At 41.8% G+C, this 14404-nt stretch carries 29 protein-coding genes; all 29 read right to left on the bottom strand.

Annotated elements, in window-relative coordinates:
* Positions 1–146: 146 nt before the first annotated feature.
* Positions 147–539, bottom strand: coding sequence for a 50S ribosomal protein L17 (gene rplQ / locus ABXH34_RS04575; RefSeq protein WP_353570683.1), 393 nt, complete (start codon positions 537–539; stop codon positions 147–149).
* 22 nt (positions 540–561) lie between these two features.
* A complete protein-coding gene (locus tag ABXH34_RS04570; protein ID WP_353570682.1) occupies positions 562–1566 on the bottom strand; it encodes a DNA-directed RNA polymerase subunit alpha in 1005 nt (334 codons plus the stop codon).
* A 19-nt stretch (positions 1567–1585) separates the two neighbouring features.
* Positions 1586–2206: a 30S ribosomal protein S4 gene (gene rpsD / locus ABXH34_RS04565; RefSeq protein ID WP_353570681.1), complete on the bottom strand. Its 621-nt coding sequence runs from the start codon at positions 2204–2206 to the stop codon at positions 1586–1588.
* Positions 2207–2230: 24 nt separating this feature from the next.
* A complete protein-coding gene (gene rpsK / locus ABXH34_RS04560) occupies positions 2231–2623 on the bottom strand; it encodes a 30S ribosomal protein S11 (RefSeq protein ID WP_353570680.1) in 393 nt (130 codons plus the stop codon).
* Positions 2624–2635: 12 nt separating this feature from the next.
* Positions 2636–2992 (bottom strand): 30S ribosomal protein S13, encoded by a 357-nt coding sequence (gene rpsM / locus ABXH34_RS04555; RefSeq protein WP_353570679.1) that lies wholly within the window; start codon positions 2990–2992, stop codon positions 2636–2638.
* A 73-nt stretch (positions 2993–3065) separates the two neighbouring features.
* Complete coding sequence (rpmJ, locus tag ABXH34_RS04550) at positions 3066–3179, bottom strand: 50S ribosomal protein L36 (protein WP_353309188.1); 114 nt, start codon at positions 3177–3179, stop codon at positions 3066–3068.
* 12 nt (positions 3180–3191) lie between these two features.
* A complete protein-coding gene (gene secY, locus ABXH34_RS04545; RefSeq protein WP_502710396.1) occupies positions 3192–4472 on the bottom strand; it encodes a preprotein translocase subunit SecY in 1281 nt (426 codons plus the stop codon).
* Between the two features lie 156 nt (positions 4473–4628).
* A complete protein-coding gene (gene rplO, locus ABXH34_RS04540; RefSeq protein WP_353570678.1) occupies positions 4629–5066 on the bottom strand; it encodes a 50S ribosomal protein L15 in 438 nt (145 codons plus the stop codon).
* Positions 5056–5247, bottom strand: a complete 192-nt coding sequence (rpmD, locus tag ABXH34_RS04535) for a 50S ribosomal protein L30 (RefSeq protein ID WP_353570677.1) — start codon at positions 5245–5247, stop codon at positions 5056–5058. Before rpmD ends, rplO begins: the two co-directional genes overlap by 11 nt.
* Positions 5248–5252: 5 nt before the next feature.
* Complete coding sequence (rpsE, locus tag ABXH34_RS04530; RefSeq protein ID WP_353570676.1) at positions 5253–5780, bottom strand: 30S ribosomal protein S5; 528 nt, start codon at positions 5778–5780, stop codon at positions 5253–5255.
* Positions 5781–5788: 8 nt separating this feature from the next.
* Positions 5789–6142, bottom strand: a complete 354-nt coding sequence (gene rplR / locus ABXH34_RS04525; protein WP_353570675.1) for a 50S ribosomal protein L18 — start codon at positions 6140–6142, stop codon at positions 5789–5791.
* Positions 6143–6152: 10 nt separating this feature from the next.
* Positions 6153–6689, bottom strand: a complete 537-nt coding sequence (gene rplF / locus ABXH34_RS04520; RefSeq protein WP_353570674.1) for a 50S ribosomal protein L6 — start codon at positions 6687–6689, stop codon at positions 6153–6155.
* 11 nt (positions 6690–6700) lie between these two features.
* Complete coding sequence (gene rpsH / locus ABXH34_RS04515; protein WP_353570673.1) at positions 6701–7093, bottom strand: 30S ribosomal protein S8; 393 nt, start codon at positions 7091–7093, stop codon at positions 6701–6703.
* Between the two features lie 195 nt (positions 7094–7288).
* Entirely contained in the window at positions 7289–7594 is a 306-nt protein-coding gene (gene rpsN / locus ABXH34_RS04510; RefSeq protein ID WP_353570672.1) for a 30S ribosomal protein S14, read from the bottom strand.
* Positions 7595–7602: 8 nt separating this feature from the next.
* Positions 7603–8139 (bottom strand): 50S ribosomal protein L5, encoded by a 537-nt coding sequence (gene rplE, locus ABXH34_RS04505; RefSeq protein WP_353570671.1) that lies wholly within the window; start codon positions 8137–8139, stop codon positions 7603–7605.
* A gap of 10 nt (positions 8140–8149) precedes the next feature.
* Positions 8150–8470, bottom strand: a complete 321-nt coding sequence (gene rplX / locus ABXH34_RS04500) for a 50S ribosomal protein L24 (RefSeq protein ID WP_353570670.1) — start codon at positions 8468–8470, stop codon at positions 8150–8152.
* An 18-nt stretch (positions 8471–8488) separates the two neighbouring features.
* Complete coding sequence (rplN, locus tag ABXH34_RS04495) at positions 8489–8857, bottom strand: 50S ribosomal protein L14 (protein WP_353309218.1); 369 nt, start codon at positions 8855–8857, stop codon at positions 8489–8491.
* 209 nt (positions 8858–9066) lie between these two features.
* Entirely contained in the window at positions 9067–9369 is a 303-nt protein-coding gene (rpsQ, locus tag ABXH34_RS04490; RefSeq protein ID WP_353570669.1) for a 30S ribosomal protein S17, read from the bottom strand.
* Positions 9366–9575: a 50S ribosomal protein L29 gene (rpmC, locus tag ABXH34_RS04485; RefSeq protein ID WP_353570668.1), complete on the bottom strand. Its 210-nt coding sequence runs from the start codon at positions 9573–9575 to the stop codon at positions 9366–9368. Before rpmC ends, rpsQ begins: the two co-directional genes overlap by 4 nt.
* Position 9576: 1 nt before the next feature.
* Positions 9577–9990: a 50S ribosomal protein L16 gene (gene rplP / locus ABXH34_RS04480; RefSeq protein WP_353570667.1), complete on the bottom strand. Its 414-nt coding sequence runs from the start codon at positions 9988–9990 to the stop codon at positions 9577–9579.
* Positions 9991–9996: 6 nt separating this feature from the next.
* The gene (gene rpsC, locus ABXH34_RS04475) at positions 9997–10704 is read right to left on the bottom strand and encodes a 30S ribosomal protein S3 (protein ID WP_353570666.1); all 708 of its coding nucleotides are present in this window, start codon (positions 10702–10704) and stop codon (positions 9997–9999) included.
* A gap of 6 nt (positions 10705–10710) precedes the next feature.
* Positions 10711–11052 carry a 50S ribosomal protein L22 gene (gene rplV / locus ABXH34_RS04470; RefSeq protein WP_353570665.1) on the bottom strand — a complete coding sequence of 114 codons (342 nt, stop codon included), beginning with the start codon at positions 11050–11052 and terminating at the stop codon, positions 10711–10713.
* Between the two features lie 15 nt (positions 11053–11067).
* The gene (rpsS, locus tag ABXH34_RS04465; protein ID WP_353570664.1) at positions 11068–11343 is read right to left on the bottom strand and encodes a 30S ribosomal protein S19; all 276 of its coding nucleotides are present in this window, start codon (positions 11341–11343) and stop codon (positions 11068–11070) included.
* Between the two features lie 119 nt (positions 11344–11462).
* Positions 11463–12287: a 50S ribosomal protein L2 gene (gene rplB, locus ABXH34_RS04460; protein WP_353570663.1), complete on the bottom strand. Its 825-nt coding sequence runs from the start codon at positions 12285–12287 to the stop codon at positions 11463–11465.
* A gap of 25 nt (positions 12288–12312) precedes the next feature.
* The gene (gene rplW, locus ABXH34_RS04455; protein WP_353570662.1) at positions 12313–12609 is read right to left on the bottom strand and encodes a 50S ribosomal protein L23; all 297 of its coding nucleotides are present in this window, start codon (positions 12607–12609) and stop codon (positions 12313–12315) included.
* Entirely contained in the window at positions 12606–13208 is a 603-nt protein-coding gene (gene rplD / locus ABXH34_RS04450) for a 50S ribosomal protein L4 (RefSeq protein WP_353570661.1), read from the bottom strand. Before rplD ends, rplW begins: the two co-directional genes overlap by 4 nt.
* A 19-nt stretch (positions 13209–13227) precedes the next feature.
* Positions 13228–13890, bottom strand: coding sequence for a 50S ribosomal protein L3 (rplC, locus tag ABXH34_RS04445; protein WP_353570660.1), 663 nt, complete (start codon positions 13888–13890; stop codon positions 13228–13230).
* Between the two features lie 12 nt (positions 13891–13902).
* Positions 13903–14214 (bottom strand): 30S ribosomal protein S10, encoded by a 312-nt coding sequence (rpsJ, locus tag ABXH34_RS04440; protein ID WP_353309247.1) that lies wholly within the window; start codon positions 14212–14214, stop codon positions 13903–13905.
* A gap of 69 nt (positions 14215–14283) precedes the next feature.
* A partial coding sequence (locus tag ABXH34_RS04435; RefSeq protein ID WP_353570695.1) for an EF-Tu C-terminal domain-related protein occupies positions 14284–14404 on the bottom strand: 121 nt, incomplete at its 5' end.

Raw genomic sequence — 14404 nt, 5'->3', positions numbered from 1 at the left:
TAAACGAGAGGTGCGAGTAACAAAAAAGCCTAAAGGAAAAATAGTCATACAGGCTGAATATCACCAATGTACCATTATTCAGAATTCAGACACAAAAAAACCGAGACTAAGCTCGGCTTCTTTAATAAGCAACTAAATGTTAGCCCTTATTCATCATCAAAATCATCGTCTTCGTCTACAATTGGACGATCAACCAATTCGACAATAGCCATAGGTGCATTATCACCTGTTCTAAAACCACATTTTAAAACACGTACATAACCACCGGGGCGTTCTTGATAACGAGGGCCTAATTCATTAAATAATTTAGTTACCACTTCACGATCACGAATACGATCAAATACTAAACGTCTTTTAGCAACAGAATCATCTTTTGCTAAAGTAATTAACGGTTCAGCATAACGACGCAATTCTTTTGCTTTAGCTAACGTTGTTTTGATTAACTCGTGACGCACTAAAGATGCAGTCATATTTCTAAACATCGCTTTACGATGACTGCTATTACGATTTAATTTTCTACCTGCATAACGATGACGCATGGCTACTCATATCCTGTCTATGTTATTTAGATTTACTTGGGTCATTGTCATATAAACCCGGTGGTGGCCAGTTCTCTAGCTTCATACCGAGTGATAACCCGCGTGAAGCCAATACATCCTTGATTTCAGTAAGCGATTTTTTACCCAAATTAGGGGTTTTCAATAACTCTTGCTCACTGCGTTGAATCAAGTCGCCAATATAGTAAATACTCTCTGCTTTTAAACAATTTGCTGAACGTACCGTTAACTCTAATTCATCAACAGGACGCAACAATACTGGATCGATATCAACTTCTTCCTCTTCTTCCTCGGGTTCAGTTGTACCTTCCAAATCGACTAAAACAGAAAGCTGACCTTGCAAAATGGTTGCTGCTTGACGTACTGCTGACTCTGGATCCACCGTTCCGTTGGTTTCTAACTCAATAATCAATCTATCTAAGTCAGTTCTTTGCTCAACCCGTGCGCGTTCCACTGAGTAAGCTATTCGTGAAATTGGACTAAAAGAAGCATCTAACTTCAATGTACCAATCGGTGTATCAATATCGCCATCTTGACCACGTTGAATTGCTGGACGATAACTACGTCCCATTTGCACTTTCAACTGCATGTTCAACTCGCCAGACTTGGTTAAAGTGGCAATCACATGCTCGGGGTTTGCAATTTCAATGTCATGATCTAAAACAATGTCTGATGCTAATACTTGACCAGGACCTTTTTTATTTAAATGTAGTACCACCTCATTACGCCCGTGCATCTTAATTGAGATGCCTTTCAGGTTTAATAAGATTTCAACTACATCCTCTTGTACACCTTCCATGGCTGTGTACTCATGCAAAACCCCATCTATGGTCGCTTCAACAATCGCGCAACCTTGCAAAGAAGACAATAATACACGTCTCAGAGCATTGCCCAACGTATAACCAAAACCGCGATCCAATGGTTCAAGGGTGACACGTGCCACTGTATCACTGATTTGTTTGACATCAACGATACGCGGCTTTAATAAATCCATCGCATTGGATTGCATATAAAAAACCTCTCATCAATTATTTAGAATATAATTCAACAACGAGCTGTTCGTTAATATCGCTAGGCAAATCCATACGCTCAGGTACAGACTTAAATGTGCCTTCCATTTTCTTAGCGTCAACATCGACCCAAGTAGGAAGACCAAAATCTTCAGCCATGCTTAACGCATTTTGAATTCTAAGTTGGGTGCGACTTTTTTCACGGATAGAAACGATATCACCAGACTTAACAACGTAAGACGCAATGTTAACGGTTTTACCATTGACCAAAATCGCTTTATGACTTACCAATTGACGCGATTCGGCACGAGTAGCACCAAAGCCCATACGATAAACCACATTATCCAAACGACATTCCAACAACTTCAATAAGTTTTCACCTGTAGAACCTTTCACACGATTGGCTTCTACATAGTAGCTGTGGAATTGTTTTTCTAACACACCGTATAAACGGCGGATTTTTTGTTTTTCCCGTAACTGAGTTGCATAGTCAGATAAACGCTGACGCTTATCACCATGCTGCCCTGGGATTTTATCAAGTTTGCACTTAGAGTCTAAGGCCCGTGAACGGCTTTTAAGAAATAAATCTACGCCTTCACGTCGACTCAGTTTACACTTTGGACCTAAATATCTTGCCATATTCCATCTCTTTGTATACTGAAATTAGACTCTACGCCGTTTAGGAGGACGACATCCGTTATGAGGAATCGGCGTGACATCAGTAATACTGGTAATTTTGAAACCAATGTTGTTTAACGCACGTACCGCAGATTCACGACCAGGGCCTGGGCCTTTGATTCGCACTTCAAGGTTTTTCATGCCAAATTCTTTGACTACGTTGCCAACTCTTTCAGCTGCAACCTGTGCTGCGAATGGTGTGCTTTTACGTGAACCACGGAAGCCACTACCACCTGCTGTAGCCCAAGCTAAGCCATTGCCTTGACGGTCAGTAATCGTAATGATCGTATTGTTAAATGAAGCATGGACGTGCACTATGCCGTCGGAGACGCTCTTTTTAACTTTCTTTCTAGTACGAGACGCTGCTGGTTTTGCCATAATTTATAACCCTTATTTCTTAATCGCTTTACGTGGACCTTTACGTGTCCGCGCATTAGTACGAGTCCGTTGACCACGAACGGGTAAATGGCGACGATGACGCATACCACGATAACAGCCTAAGTCCATCAAACGTTTGATGTTCATGGCGATTTCACGGCGAAGATCACCTTCTACATTAAATTTAGCAACTTCACTACGCAATAAGTCAAGCTGTTCTTCTGTTAAGTCTTTGACTTTGACATCAGGGCTAACGCCTGCTGCAGCACAAATTTCCTGCGCTCTAGTAGGACCGACGCCATAAATAGAGCGTAAAGCAATGACCGTATGTTTTTGGACGGGAATATTTACACCTGCAATACGTGCCATCGTTTATACCCCTGCTCCAATTCGCTTATAAAAGCGTAAAATTTTAACTGTGTCCATCGAGAAATTCAACCCCTTAGCCTTGGCGTTGTTTATGACGTTTATCTTTGCAAATCACTCGTACAGAGCCATTACGACGAATAATTTTGCAATTACGGCAAATCTTTTTAACCGAAGCTCTCACCTTCATGATGACTCTCCATTAGCGTGACATTGGATTGCGCCCATAGCCTCTCAAGTTGGCTTTTTTCATTAAGCCTTCATACTGATGCGAGAGTAGATGCGCTTGGACTTGTGCCATAAAATCCATGGTCACAACAACAATAATCAATAACGAAGTGCCACCAAAATAAAATGGGACACTCCAGCTTAAACGTAAAAATTCAGGTAACAAACAAACTGAGGCAATGTAAATCGCACCAGCCAGTGTTAAGCGTGTTGTAACACGATCAATGTAGTCTGCTGTCTGCTTGCCTGGGCGTACACCTGGAACAAACGCGCCAGATTTTTTCAAGTTATCTGCTGTCTCACGTGGGTTAAATACCAACGCGGTATAGAAGAAACAGAAAAATACAATGGCAACAGCATATAACAACACGTATAAAGGTTGACCTGGTGATAAAGTTAATGATAACTGTTTCAACCAATCCATGCCTTGACCTGTACCAAACCAACCACCAACAGTTGCTGGAAACATGATAATCGCTGAGGCGAAAATAGGTGGAATCACACCTGCCATGTTTAGTTTTAACGGTAAATGACTGGTTTGACCAGCATATAATTTATTACCGACTTGGCGTTTAGCATAGTTAACTGTAATACGACGTTGACCACGTTCAACAAAGACCACGAATGCAGTGACTAAAAGCACTAACGCTAACAAAATAAATAAGGTTAAAACGTGCAATTGCCCTGTTCTGGTCAACTCTAAAGTACTACCAATAGCTGCGGGTAAACCTGCGACAATACCTGCGAAAATAATCACGGATATACCGTTACCAATCCCGCGTTCGGTCACTTGTTCACCTAACCACATTAAAAACATGGTGCCTGACACTAAGGTCATGACGGCAGTGACTTTAAAAGCCATTCCAGGATCTACGACCACATTCTGACTTTCCAGTGCAACAGCAACCCCAATCGATTGCAACAAGGCTAAGCCTAAAGTTGCATATCGTGTATATTGGGAAATTTTACGTTGCCCTGATTGTCCTTCTTTTTTCAACTGTTCTAGTGTTGGCGAAACGACTGTCAATAATTGCATGATAATCGAGGCCGAAATATACGGCATAATCCCGATTGCAAATACTGAGAATCGTTCTAATGCCCCACCTGAGAACATGTTGAACATCTCTAAAATAGTACCGCGCTGTGCGTCAAACATTTGTTCCAATGCAACAGGGTCAATGCCCGGAACTGGAATAAATGTACCGATACGAAATACAACGATAGCACCTAATACAAAAAGTAATCGCTGTCTCAATTCGGTTAAGCGACCAAGTGCTGCTAAATTGCCCGCGCCTGTGCCTGTAGCCACATAAACCCCCAGTGTTGTGGTGATGGTAGATGATTCAAATCTGCGCCTATTGTAACGTATTTCGCCAAATAGCGTTAAATTTGCGTCATCTAGCGTCAACCATTACGCTTGTTCGATACTGCCGCCTGCTGCTTCAATAGCCGCTTTCGCACCTTTTGTCACAGCTAAGCCTTTAATTTTTACTGCCTTATTAATTTCACCTGATAAGATGATTTTCGCACGCTTCATATTACGTGTAATAATATTGGCAGCTTTTAAGGCATCAAGATCAATCACGTCAGCTTCAACTTGCGCTAATTCATGTAAACGCACTTCGGCTGTGACTAATGCTTTGCGTGATGCAAAACCCACTTTAGGCAAGCGACGTTGCAAAGGCATTTGACCGCCTTCAAAACCCACTTTATGGAAACCACCAGAACGTGATTTTTGACCTTTATGGCCACGTCCGCAAGTCTTGCCCCAACCTGAGCCAATACCACGTCCAACACGTTTGGCAGTTGGTTTTGAACCCGCTGCTGGTTTTAGTTCATTAAGACGCATTTTCTACCTCCTCAATTTTGAGCAGATAGCTGACCTTATTAATCATGCCGCGATTTTCTGGCGTATCAATTACTTCAACGCTATGATTCATGCGGCGCAAGCCTAGCCCTGCAACACAGGCTTTATGCTTAGGCAGTCTGCCGTAAATGCTTTTAACTTGTGTAACTCGTAACTTTTTCATGCGGATTAACCTGTAATCTCTTCAACTGTTTTACCGCGTTTTGCCGCCACAAAATCTGGGCTAGACATTTCAGTTAAGCCTTTAAATGTCGCACGTACAACGTTCATTGGGTTAGTACTACCGATTGATTTCGCTAAGATGTCACGGACACCAACGACTTCGAATACGGCACGCATCGCACCACCTGCAATAATCCCAGTACCTTCAGAAGCAGGCTGCATATAGACATGTGCTGCCCCGTGCTCACCGACGATAGGATATTGAACTGTTGTGCCATTTAAATTGACTTTTTTCATATTCTTACGTGCCCCTTCCATTGCTTTTTGAATTGCTAATGGAACTTCACGCGCTTTACCGTAACCAAAGCCAATTTTGCCTTTGCCGTCGCCCACTACTGTTAATGCAGTGAAACTAAAAATGCGACCACCTTTGACTACTTTGGCAACACGGTTAACGGCGACGAGTTTTTCAATTAAGTCATCGCCTTTATTGTTTCCGCCCTGCTGAGCATGAGAATCTGAATTATTTGCCATAATATTACCTAGAACGCCAATCCGTTTTCTCGTGCCGCATCAGCTAAGGCTTTGACACGACCATGAAATTTAAAGCCTGAGCGGTCAAATGCAACACTTGTTACACCTGCTGCTTTTGCACGTTCTGCAATGGCTTTACCAACATTAACAGCCGCTTCAATATTGCCGCCATGTTGTTCCGTCGCTCTAAAGTCTTTTTCAACCGTAGATGCGCTAGCTAATACTTTGCCACCGTCTGGTGCAATAAGTTGAGCGTAAGTATGCTGCGACGTTTTGTAAACACAAAGACGGTGCATACCTAGCTCGCTAATTTTAGCGCGAGTACGACGTGCTCTACGCAAGCGAGATGATTTCTTATCCATTGCCAGTCACCTATTTCTTCTTGGTTTCTTTCAAGCTGATGACTTCATCACTGTAGCGAACGCCTTTGCCTTTATAAGGTTCAGGTGGACGGTAACGACGGATGTTTGCAGCAACTTGACCGACGAGTTGTTTATCTACACCTTTGATCACAATTTCAGTTTGTGTCGGGCATTCAACTGTAATGCCTTCAGGAATAGGGTGTTCAACTGGATGTGAGAAACCTAAAGTTAAATTGAGTTTTTTACCTTGTATTTGGGCACGATAACCGACACCAACTAAAGTAAGTTTACGCTCAAAACCTTTGGTTAAACCTTCAACAATGTTATTTACTAAAGCACGGGTTGTCCCTGCTAAAGCCATTGCTTGGCGAGAGTTATTACGTGGCGCAAAGGTTAGTACGTTTTCATCGCTTAATGAAACTTCTACATCATGATGGATGTGATGTTCCAATTGTCCTTTATTAGACTTGACAGCGATGTCTTGTGCTTGGAGCTTGACTTCAACGCCTGTAGGTACTGAAATGGGATTTTTTGCTACTCGTGACATGTTACATTCCTTTACGATACATGGCAGATTACTTCGCCGCCATGTCCCGCAGCGCGTGCAGCACGGTCAGTCATCAAACCTTTGGAAGTAGATATGATAGCAATACCCAAACCACCCATAACATTAGGTAGTTCAGTTTTAGGTTTGTAAATACGTAAACCCGGACGACTCACCCGTTTAATGGTTTCAATAACAGGGTTGCCCATGTAGTATTTTAAATCAATGGTCAATGTAGACTTAGCATCTTGGCTGATATTATAACCAGTGATGTAGCCTTCTTGCTGCAAAACGTCGGCAATTGCGTTCTTAATCCGTGACGCGGGCATTTGCACTTGCTTCTTTTTTGCAGACTGACCATTGCGGATGCGCGTCAACATATCCGCGATAGGGTCATTCATACTCATTTGTAAAAAATCTCCACCAAAACGTATTTTTGATTGTTGATTTATAGAAAATCATCACAGGAGTACAGATATACGATATACCATGATTCATAAAAACCATACAAATGAGCAAGTTTATAAAGAACCAAGGTCATGCAAATAAGATTGCACTCCTACTACTTTTCAAATTAAAAATGGCAAATCAGTAATTTAAAATTACCAGCTTGCTTTACTTAATCCTGGTACATAGCCCATCATTGTTGCTTCACGTAACTTATTACGTGCTAAGCCAAACTTACGATAGAAGCCATGTGGACGACCTGTAATCCGACAACGGTTACGAATACGAGCTGGACTTGCATCACGCGGCAACTTTTGAAATTTAAGTTGTGCTTCTTCTTGCTCTTCTTCGCTGTAATGAGGATTACCAATAATCTTTTTTAATTCAGCGCGTTTAGCCGCATATTTTTCAACAGTACGAATTCTTTTTAATTCGCGTTGTTTCATGGATACTTTAGCCATACTTCACCTTACTTTAAAGGAAAACTGAACGCAGTTAATAACGCTCGGCCTTCTTCATTTGTACCTGCCGAAGTGGTAATAGTAATATCCATACCACGAATCGCATCAATCTTGTCGTAGTCAATTTCAGGGAAAATAATTTGTTCTTTAACCCCTAAACTGTAGTTACCACGACCATCAAATGCTTTGCCGCTAAAACCACGGAAGTCACGAATACGCGGGATTGCAATACTAATCAAGCGATCTAAAAATTCGTACATACGTTCGCGACGTAAAGTCACTTTACAGCCAATTGGCCATTCTTCACGAATTTTAAATCCTGCAATTGATTTACGCGCTTTAGTTACGACTGGCTTTTGCCCCGCGATAGCTTGCATATCGCCTAACGCACGCTCAATGACTTTTTTATCGCCCACAGCTTCGCCCAAACCCATATTAAGGGTGATTTTTTCAATCTTGGGTACTTGCATCACACTGCCATACTGGAACTGTTCCATTAACTGCGGGATGACTTTTTCACGGTAATAGTCTTGTAATCTTGCCATTGTTTAATACCTATGCTACGTCCAAAACTTCGTCGTTGGACTTAAAGTAGCGTACTTTTGTTCCATCTTCTAAGAATTTAAACCCAACACGGTCAGGTTTATCTGTAACTGGATTGACTAACGCTACATTGGATATATTCAAAGGCATTTCTTTTTCAACAATGTCGCCTGGCTTATTTGCCATGGGGTTGCCACGCTGATGACGTTTTGCCAAATTAACATTTTCGACAATCACTTTTTCATCATTGATGACACGCACTACGACACCGCGTCTACCTTTGTCTTTACCTGCAATGACTTCTACTTCATCATCTGAACGAATTTTACGCATCGCTCTAAACCTTTTCCCTTATAGCACTTCGGGAGCGAGTGAAATAATTTTCATGAAATTTTCTGTTCTCAGCTCGCGGGTGACAGGTCCAAAAATACGTGTACCAATTGGCTGGTTTTGGGTATTTAACAACACTGCCGCATTACTATCAAAACGAATTAACGAGCCATCAGGTCGTCTAACACCTTTGCGTGTTCTCACAACAACGGCATTATATACTTGACCTTTTTTCACCCGTCCACGAGGGATCGCTTCTTTTACGCTCACTTTGATAATATCGCCAATTTGGGCGTAACGACGGTGTGAGCCTCCCAATACTTTAATACACATTAAGCGACGTGCCCCACTATTGTCGGCAACGTCTAACACACTTTGCATTTGAATCATGGTGTATCACTCCAAATCGGTAATTACCCCACCGCAAATAAGAGGGGAATGATAACATATATTTTCTGTACTTTAAATACTTTTCTTTTGTTTTTAATTGTTTGGAGAGCCTAATTTTACCAGGACAATTTATACTATAATTGACCTATTAGATTCTTTTTAAATGCGAAGAGCAGGATTGCTAATATCCAGCAACCCTACACCACACATTACACAATAACAGCACGTTCAAGTACTTTATGTAATACCCAAGCTTTAGTTTTTGACATTGGGCGACCCTCTTTAATCAAAACCGTATCACCTTCACGACAAGTATTCTCTTCATCATGAACATGCAATTTTGTTGAGCGCTTAATGAACTTTTTATATTTTGGGTGTTTCACTTTACGTTCAATCAATACGGTAATGGTCTTATCCATTTTATCGCTAACCACTTTACCGATTTGGGTACGCAACACGTTAGTCGCGTCTGCAGCTTCTACTACAGGTTCTACAACTTGTTCTTCACTCATGCTGCACTACCTTCTACTGCTTTACGCTTTTCAGTCATAATGGTTTTTATACGCGCAACATCACGGCGTACTTGTTTCACTTGGTGAAAACGGCTAAGCTGCGAACTGGCTTTTTGCATCCGCAAATTAAATTGCTCACGTAAAAGCTCTACCAGTTCTTTGCGTAACTCTTCTATCGACATTTCACGTAATTCACTTGCTTTCATCTTACATGACCGTCCGTTTAACAAAAGTTGTTGATACTGAAAGTTTAGCAGCAGCTAAAGTAAATGCTTCACGCGCTATTTCTTCAGAAACCCCTTCAATTTCATATAACATACGACCAGGTTGAATTTGTGCAACCCAATATTCAACGCTACCTTTACCTTTACCCATACGCACTTCTAAAGGCTTTTTGGTAATTGGCTTATCTGGAAAAATTCGAATCCAGATTTTACCACCACGTTTAACGTGACGGCTAATGGTACGACGCGCTGCTTCAATTTGACGGGCAGTAATACGACCACGCCCTGTGGCTTTCAATCCGAATTCGCCAAAACTCACTTTATTACTGCGAGTAGCCAATCCGCGATTGCGCCCCTTCATTTGCTTTCTAAATTTGGTACGCTTTGGCTGTAACATAAGCTATTATCCCTTCGCTCCACGTCCCGAATTTGAATTATTTTCAGCATTGTTTGTAGCAGATTTTGGTGTAAACATATCAGGTTTACCGATAATTTCACCTTTAAAAATCCATACTTTAACGCCGATAATACCATAAGTGGTCTTTGCTTCTGCAAAACCGTAATCAATATCAGCACGTAATGTATGTAAAGGCACACGACCTTCGCGATACCATTCCATACGTGCAATTTCAGCACCGTTTAAACGACCACTAACATTGATACGAATACCTTGTGCACCTAAACGCATAGAGTTACCAACCGCACGTTTCATTGCACGACGGAACATAATACGGCGTTCTAATTGCTGTGCCACACTGGCTGCAACTAAATAGGCATCAACTTCAGGCTTACGGATTTCTTCAACACTGATATGAACAGGCACGCCCATCATTTCAGAAACGACTTTGCGTAACTTATCAATGTCTTCACCTTTTTTACCAATCACGATACCTGGACGGGCTGTGTGAATGATAATCCGTGCATTACGGGCAGGTCTTTCAATACGTACTTCACTGACAGAGGCTTGCGCCAATTTCTTTTTAATGTAGTCACGTACCGCTAAGTCTGTGTTTAAGTAGTTTGCGTAGTCTTTGCTACTGGCATACCATTTGGAAGACCAGTCTTTTACAATACCTAAACGTAAACCAGTTGGATGTACTTTCTGACCCATAAGCGATTACCATTCTTCCCGTTCAGCCACTGTGACTTCTAAGTGACTAGTGCGTTTTAAAATTCGCGTACCACGCCCTTTTGCCCGCGCCCGCATCCGTTTCATGGTTGGCCCTTCATTGACGTAAATTTTAGAGACGTATAACTCGTCAATGTCCGCACCTTCATTGTGTTCCGCATTGGCAATAGCCGACTCTAAAGCTTTTTTCACTATCCCTGCTGCTTTTTTGCTACTAAAGTTCAACAAGTTTAATGCACGGTCAACGGGTAAACCACGAACTTGGTCGGCAACTAACCGACATTTTTGCGGTGATATGCGTAAATATTTGGCTTTACACGTTGCTTCCATTGTTCTCAATCCTAATTAGCGTTTCGCTTTCTTATCCGCAGCATGACCACGATAAGTCCGTGTTACGGCAAATTCACCTAGTTTATGACCAACCATGTTTTCAGTTACATAGACTGGCACATGTTGTCTTCCGTTATGTACCGCAATCGTTAATCCGACCATGTCTGGAAAAACCATTGAGCGGCGAGACCACGTTTTGATTGGCTTTTTGCTTTTGCTTTCTAAGGCTGCATCTACCTTTTTCAACAAATGCAAGTCAATAAAAGGACCTTTTTTAATTGAACGAGGCATTTTCATTTCCGATTTGCGATTTTGATTTGCGATTTGCCAGTGCTATAGACTGGCTCAAACATCGCGCCTCAATTACTTGTACTTAGTGTTCTCTGATTGAGCCTTTCAGCCAAATCAGCCTATTTACCACGACGGCGTACAATCATTTTATCAGTACGCTTATTACGACGGGTTTTAGCACCTTTTGTTGGGAAGCCCCAAGGTGTCACAGGATGACGACCACCAGAGGTACGACCTTCACCACCACCATGTGGATGGTCAACAGGGTTCATTGCAACACCCCGAACCGTTGGACGTACACCACGCCAACGTTTTGCACCTGCTTTACCTAGTGAAATAAGGTTATGTTCTGAATTACCTACTTCACCAATGGTTGCACGACATTCGCTTAATACTTTACGTGTTTCACCAGAACGTAGACGTAAAGTTGCATATTGACCTTCACGCGCAACTAACTGTGCTGAACCACCTGCACTACGCACAATTTGTGCGCCTTTTTCAGGTTTTAATTCAATACAGTGTATTTGGCTACCCAATGGGATGTTGCGCAATGGCATACAATTACCCGCTTGGATTGGCGCATGAGTACCAGACATAATTTTATCGCCTGCTTTTACACCTTTAGGTGCAATAATGTAACGACGTTCACCATCTGCATATAACAATAGAGCCAAATGTGCACTACGGTTAGGATCATATTCTAAACGTTCGACTTTCGCTGGAATGCCGTCTTTATTACGTTTAAAATCAACAATACGATAGTGTTGCTTATGACCACCACCACGGTGACGTACTGTAATCCGACCATTATTGTTACGACCACCTGTGCGAGATTTTTTCTCGGTCAATGGTGCGTAAGGTTTGCCTTTATGCAACTCAGGAGTCTTTGCGCTGACAACAAAGCGACGACCCGCTGAGGTTGGTTTTGCTTTAACAATTGCCATAGTTATTCCTCAAACCTGCCTGCGCTTAACCGTAGTTTGCAAAGTTAATGTCATGGCCTGCTTCTAAACCAACGTAGGCTTTTTTCCAGTCTGGGCGTTTACCTTCGGTACGGCCAAAACGTTTGGATTTACCTTTAACGTTGACGATTTGTACGCCACGTACTTTTACAGAAAATAAGGCTTCAACCGCTTGCTTTACTTCATTTTTCGTTGCATTTGGTGCAACTTTGAATGCAAATTGGTTGTTTTTCTCAATAATATTATTGACTTTTTCTGTATTTAAAGGAGCGACTAGCACTTTAAACAAACGTTCTTGATTCATGCTAATCTCCCCTCTATTTGCTTCAATGCCTCTACAGACATCACTACTTTTTCATATTTGATTAAGCTGACAGGATCAATACTTTCCGCGTCAACAGCATCTACTTTATATAAGTTACGCGCTGCTAAAAATAAGTTTTCATCAAACTCTTTAACCACAATTAATACATCTTTAAGACTTAAATCCGTTAGTTTTTGTACTAATTGTTTTGTTTTTGGTGCATCTATAGCAATATCTTCAACAATGATTAAACGTTCTGTGCGACGCAATTCAGATAAAATTGAACGAATCGCTCCACGATACATTTTTTTGTTTACTTTTTGCTCATAGCTACGAGGCTGTGCAGCGAAAGTTACACCACCACTACGCCAAATAGGACTACTGATAGTACCCGCACGGGCACGACCTGTTCCTTTTTGTCGCCAAGGTTTGCAACCACCACCTGCAACAGCAGCACGATTTTTTTGTGCTTTCGTGCCCGCTCTTGCACCTGCTAAATAAGCTGTAACCACTTGATGAATTAATGGCTCATTATATTTAGCATCAAATACTTTCTCGGAGACATCAATCGAGCCTCCGTTTTGTAAGCTCAGTTCCATAACGCTATCCCCTCAGCCCTTAAGCTTTTGCTTTTTTAGGCGTTTTGGTTTTTACAGTGGGCTTGATAATCACATCACCACCGGGAGCACCTGGAATAGCTCCTTTAACCAAAATCAAATTCCGTTCAGCATCCACACGAACCACTTCAACGCTTTGGACTGTGCGTTTAACGTTGCCCATGTGACCCGCCATTTTCTTACCTTTAAAAACACGACCTGGTGTTTGGTTTTGACCAATCGAACCTGGTGCACGGTGTGATAAAGAGTTACCGTGTGTCGCATCTTGCATACTAAAATTATGGCGTTTAATTACACCTGCAAAGCCTTTACCTTTGCTAGTGCCTGAAACATCTACCTTTTTAACTTCAGTAAAAATATCTACGTTGATTTCTTTACCAATTTCAAGTCCGCTGCTTTCTTCCGCCGCTAAACGAAATTCCCATAAGCCACGACCTGCTTCGACACCCGCTTTTGCGAAATGTCCAGTCATTGCTTTGTTTACTCGTGTAGGACGACGTGAGCCACAAGTGACTTGAACAGCATTATAGCCATCGGTTTCTTCGGTTTTAATTTGCGTAACGCGATTAGGCTCTGCTTCAATTACTGTGACAGGTATAGATACGCCCTCTTCAGTAAAGATGCGAGTCATGCCGCATTTGCGTCCAACAATGCCCAGTGCCATTTGCCTAAACCCTTAATTCAATTTAATTTGAACGTCTACACCTGCTGCCAAGTCGAGCTTCATTAATGAGTCAACTGTTTTGTCAGTAGGATCGATAATATCGAGTAAACGTTTATGTGTCCGAAGTTCATATTGATCTCGCGCATCTTTATTTACATGAGGCGAAATCAATACCGTATATCTTTCTTTTTTTGTTGGTAGAGGAATTGGGCCTCTTAATTGCGCCCCAGTTCTTCTTGCCGTCTCTACGATTTCCCGCGCAGACTGGTCAATCAAACGATGATCAAACGCTTTTAAACGAATCCGAATTCTTTGACTAGCCATGAAGCACCCCAAATTGAGGTCTCTCGCTGTGATTCGTCACTGTTACAACGAGAGACTAAAAAAACTTACTTATTCAATAACCTTAGAAACAACCCCAGCACCTACGGTACGACCGCCTTCACGAATCGCAAAACGCAAGCCTTCTTCCATCGCAATTGGAGCAATTAATTTTACAGTGACTTTGATATTG

The sequence above is a fragment of the Candidatus Albibeggiatoa sp. nov. BB20 genome (genome assembly GCA_016744725.1).
GTDB lineage: Bacteria > Pseudomonadota > Gammaproteobacteria > Beggiatoales > Beggiatoaceae > Albibeggiatoa.
Note: the sequence above shows the minus strand (reverse complement) of the source record. Positions and strands in the feature narration are given on the sequence as shown.

What these genes read in the sequence shown, in the direction of transcription:
- rplQ (WP_353570683.1), bottom strand. Translation starts at nt 539, where the DNA reads ATGCGTCATCGTTATGCAGGTAGAAAATTAAATCGTAATAGCAGTCAT.
- ABXH34_RS04570 (WP_353570682.1), bottom strand. Translation starts at nt 1,566, where the DNA reads ATGCAATCCAATGCGATGGATTTATTAAAGCCGCGTATCGTTGATGTC.
- rpsD (WP_353570681.1), bottom strand. Translation starts at nt 2,206, where the DNA reads ATGGCAAGATATTTAGGTCCAAAGTGTAAACTGAGTCGACGTGAAGGC.
- rpsK (WP_353570680.1), bottom strand. Translation starts at nt 2,623, where the DNA reads ATGGCAAAACCAGCAGCGTCTCGTACTAGAAAGAAAGTTAAAAAGAGC.
- rpsM (WP_353570679.1), bottom strand. Translation starts at nt 2,992, where the DNA reads ATGGCACGTATTGCAGGTGTAAATATTCCCGTCCAAAAACATACGGTC.
- rpmJ (WP_353309188.1), bottom strand. Translation starts at nt 3,179, where the DNA reads ATGAAGGTGAGAGCTTCGGTTAAAAAGATTTGCCGTAATTGCAAAATT.
- rplO (WP_353570678.1), bottom strand. Translation starts at nt 5,066, where the DNA reads ATGCGTCTTAATGAACTAAAACCAGCAGCGGGTTCAAAACCAACTGCC.
- rpmD (WP_353570677.1), bottom strand. Translation starts at nt 5,247, where the DNA reads ATGAAAAAGTTACGAGTTACACAAGTTAAAAGCATTTACGGCAGACTG.
- rpsE (WP_353570676.1), bottom strand. Translation starts at nt 5,780, where the DNA reads ATGGCAAATAATTCAGATTCTCATGCTCAGCAGGGCGGAAACAATAAA.
- rplR (WP_353570675.1), bottom strand. Translation starts at nt 6,142, where the DNA reads ATGGATAAGAAATCATCTCGCTTGCGTAGAGCACGTCGTACTCGCGCT.
- rplF (WP_353570674.1), bottom strand. Translation starts at nt 6,689, where the DNA reads ATGTCACGAGTAGCAAAAAATCCCATTTCAGTACCTACAGGCGTTGAA.
- rpsH (WP_353570673.1), bottom strand. Translation starts at nt 7,093, where the DNA reads ATGAGTATGAATGACCCTATCGCGGATATGTTGACGCGCATCCGCAAT.
- rpsN (WP_353570672.1), bottom strand. Translation starts at nt 7,594, where the DNA reads ATGGCTAAAGTATCCATGAAACAACGCGAATTAAAAAGAATTCGTACT.
- rplE (WP_353570671.1), bottom strand. Translation starts at nt 8,139, where the DNA reads ATGGCAAGATTACAAGACTATTACCGTGAAAAAGTCATCCCGCAGTTA.
- rplX (WP_353570670.1), bottom strand. Translation starts at nt 8,470, where the DNA reads ATGCGTAAAATTCGTTCAGATGATGAAGTAGAAGTCATTGCAGGTAAA.
- rplN (WP_353309218.1), bottom strand. Translation starts at nt 8,857, where the DNA reads ATGATTCAAATGCAAAGTGTGTTAGACGTTGCCGACAATAGTGGGGCA.
- rpsQ (WP_353570669.1), bottom strand. Translation starts at nt 9,369, where the DNA reads ATGAGTGAAGAACAAGTTGTAGAACCTGTAGTAGAAGCTGCAGACGCG.
- rpmC (WP_353570668.1), bottom strand. Translation starts at nt 9,575, where the DNA reads ATGAAAGCAAGTGAATTACGTGAAATGTCGATAGAAGAGTTACGCAAA.
- rplP (WP_353570667.1), bottom strand. Translation starts at nt 9,990, where the DNA reads ATGTTACAGCCAAAGCGTACCAAATTTAGAAAGCAAATGAAGGGGCGC.
- rpsC (WP_353570666.1), bottom strand. Translation starts at nt 10,704, where the DNA reads ATGGGTCAGAAAGTACATCCAACTGGTTTACGTTTAGGTATTGTAAAA.
- rplV (WP_353570665.1), bottom strand. Translation starts at nt 11,052, where the DNA reads ATGGAAGCAACGTGTAAAGCCAAATATTTACGCATATCACCGCAAAAA.
- rpsS (WP_353570664.1), bottom strand. Translation starts at nt 11,343, where the DNA reads ATGCCTCGTTCAATTAAAAAAGGTCCTTTTATTGACTTGCATTTGTTG.
- rplB (WP_353570663.1), bottom strand. Translation starts at nt 12,287, where the DNA reads ATGGCAATTGTTAAAGCAAAACCAACCTCAGCGGGTCGTCGCTTTGTT.
- rplW (WP_353570662.1), bottom strand. Translation starts at nt 12,609, where the DNA reads ATGAATCAAGAACGTTTGTTTAAAGTGCTAGTCGCTCCTTTAAATACA.
- rplD (WP_353570661.1), bottom strand. Translation starts at nt 13,208, where the DNA reads ATGGAACTGAGCTTACAAAACGGAGGCTCGATTGATGTCTCCGAGAAA.
- rplC (WP_353570660.1), bottom strand. Translation starts at nt 13,890, where the DNA reads ATGGCACTGGGCATTGTTGGACGCAAATGCGGCATGACTCGCATCTTT.
- rpsJ (WP_353309247.1), bottom strand. Translation starts at nt 14,214, where the DNA reads ATGGCTAGTCAAAGAATTCGGATTCGTTTAAAAGCGTTTGATCATCGT.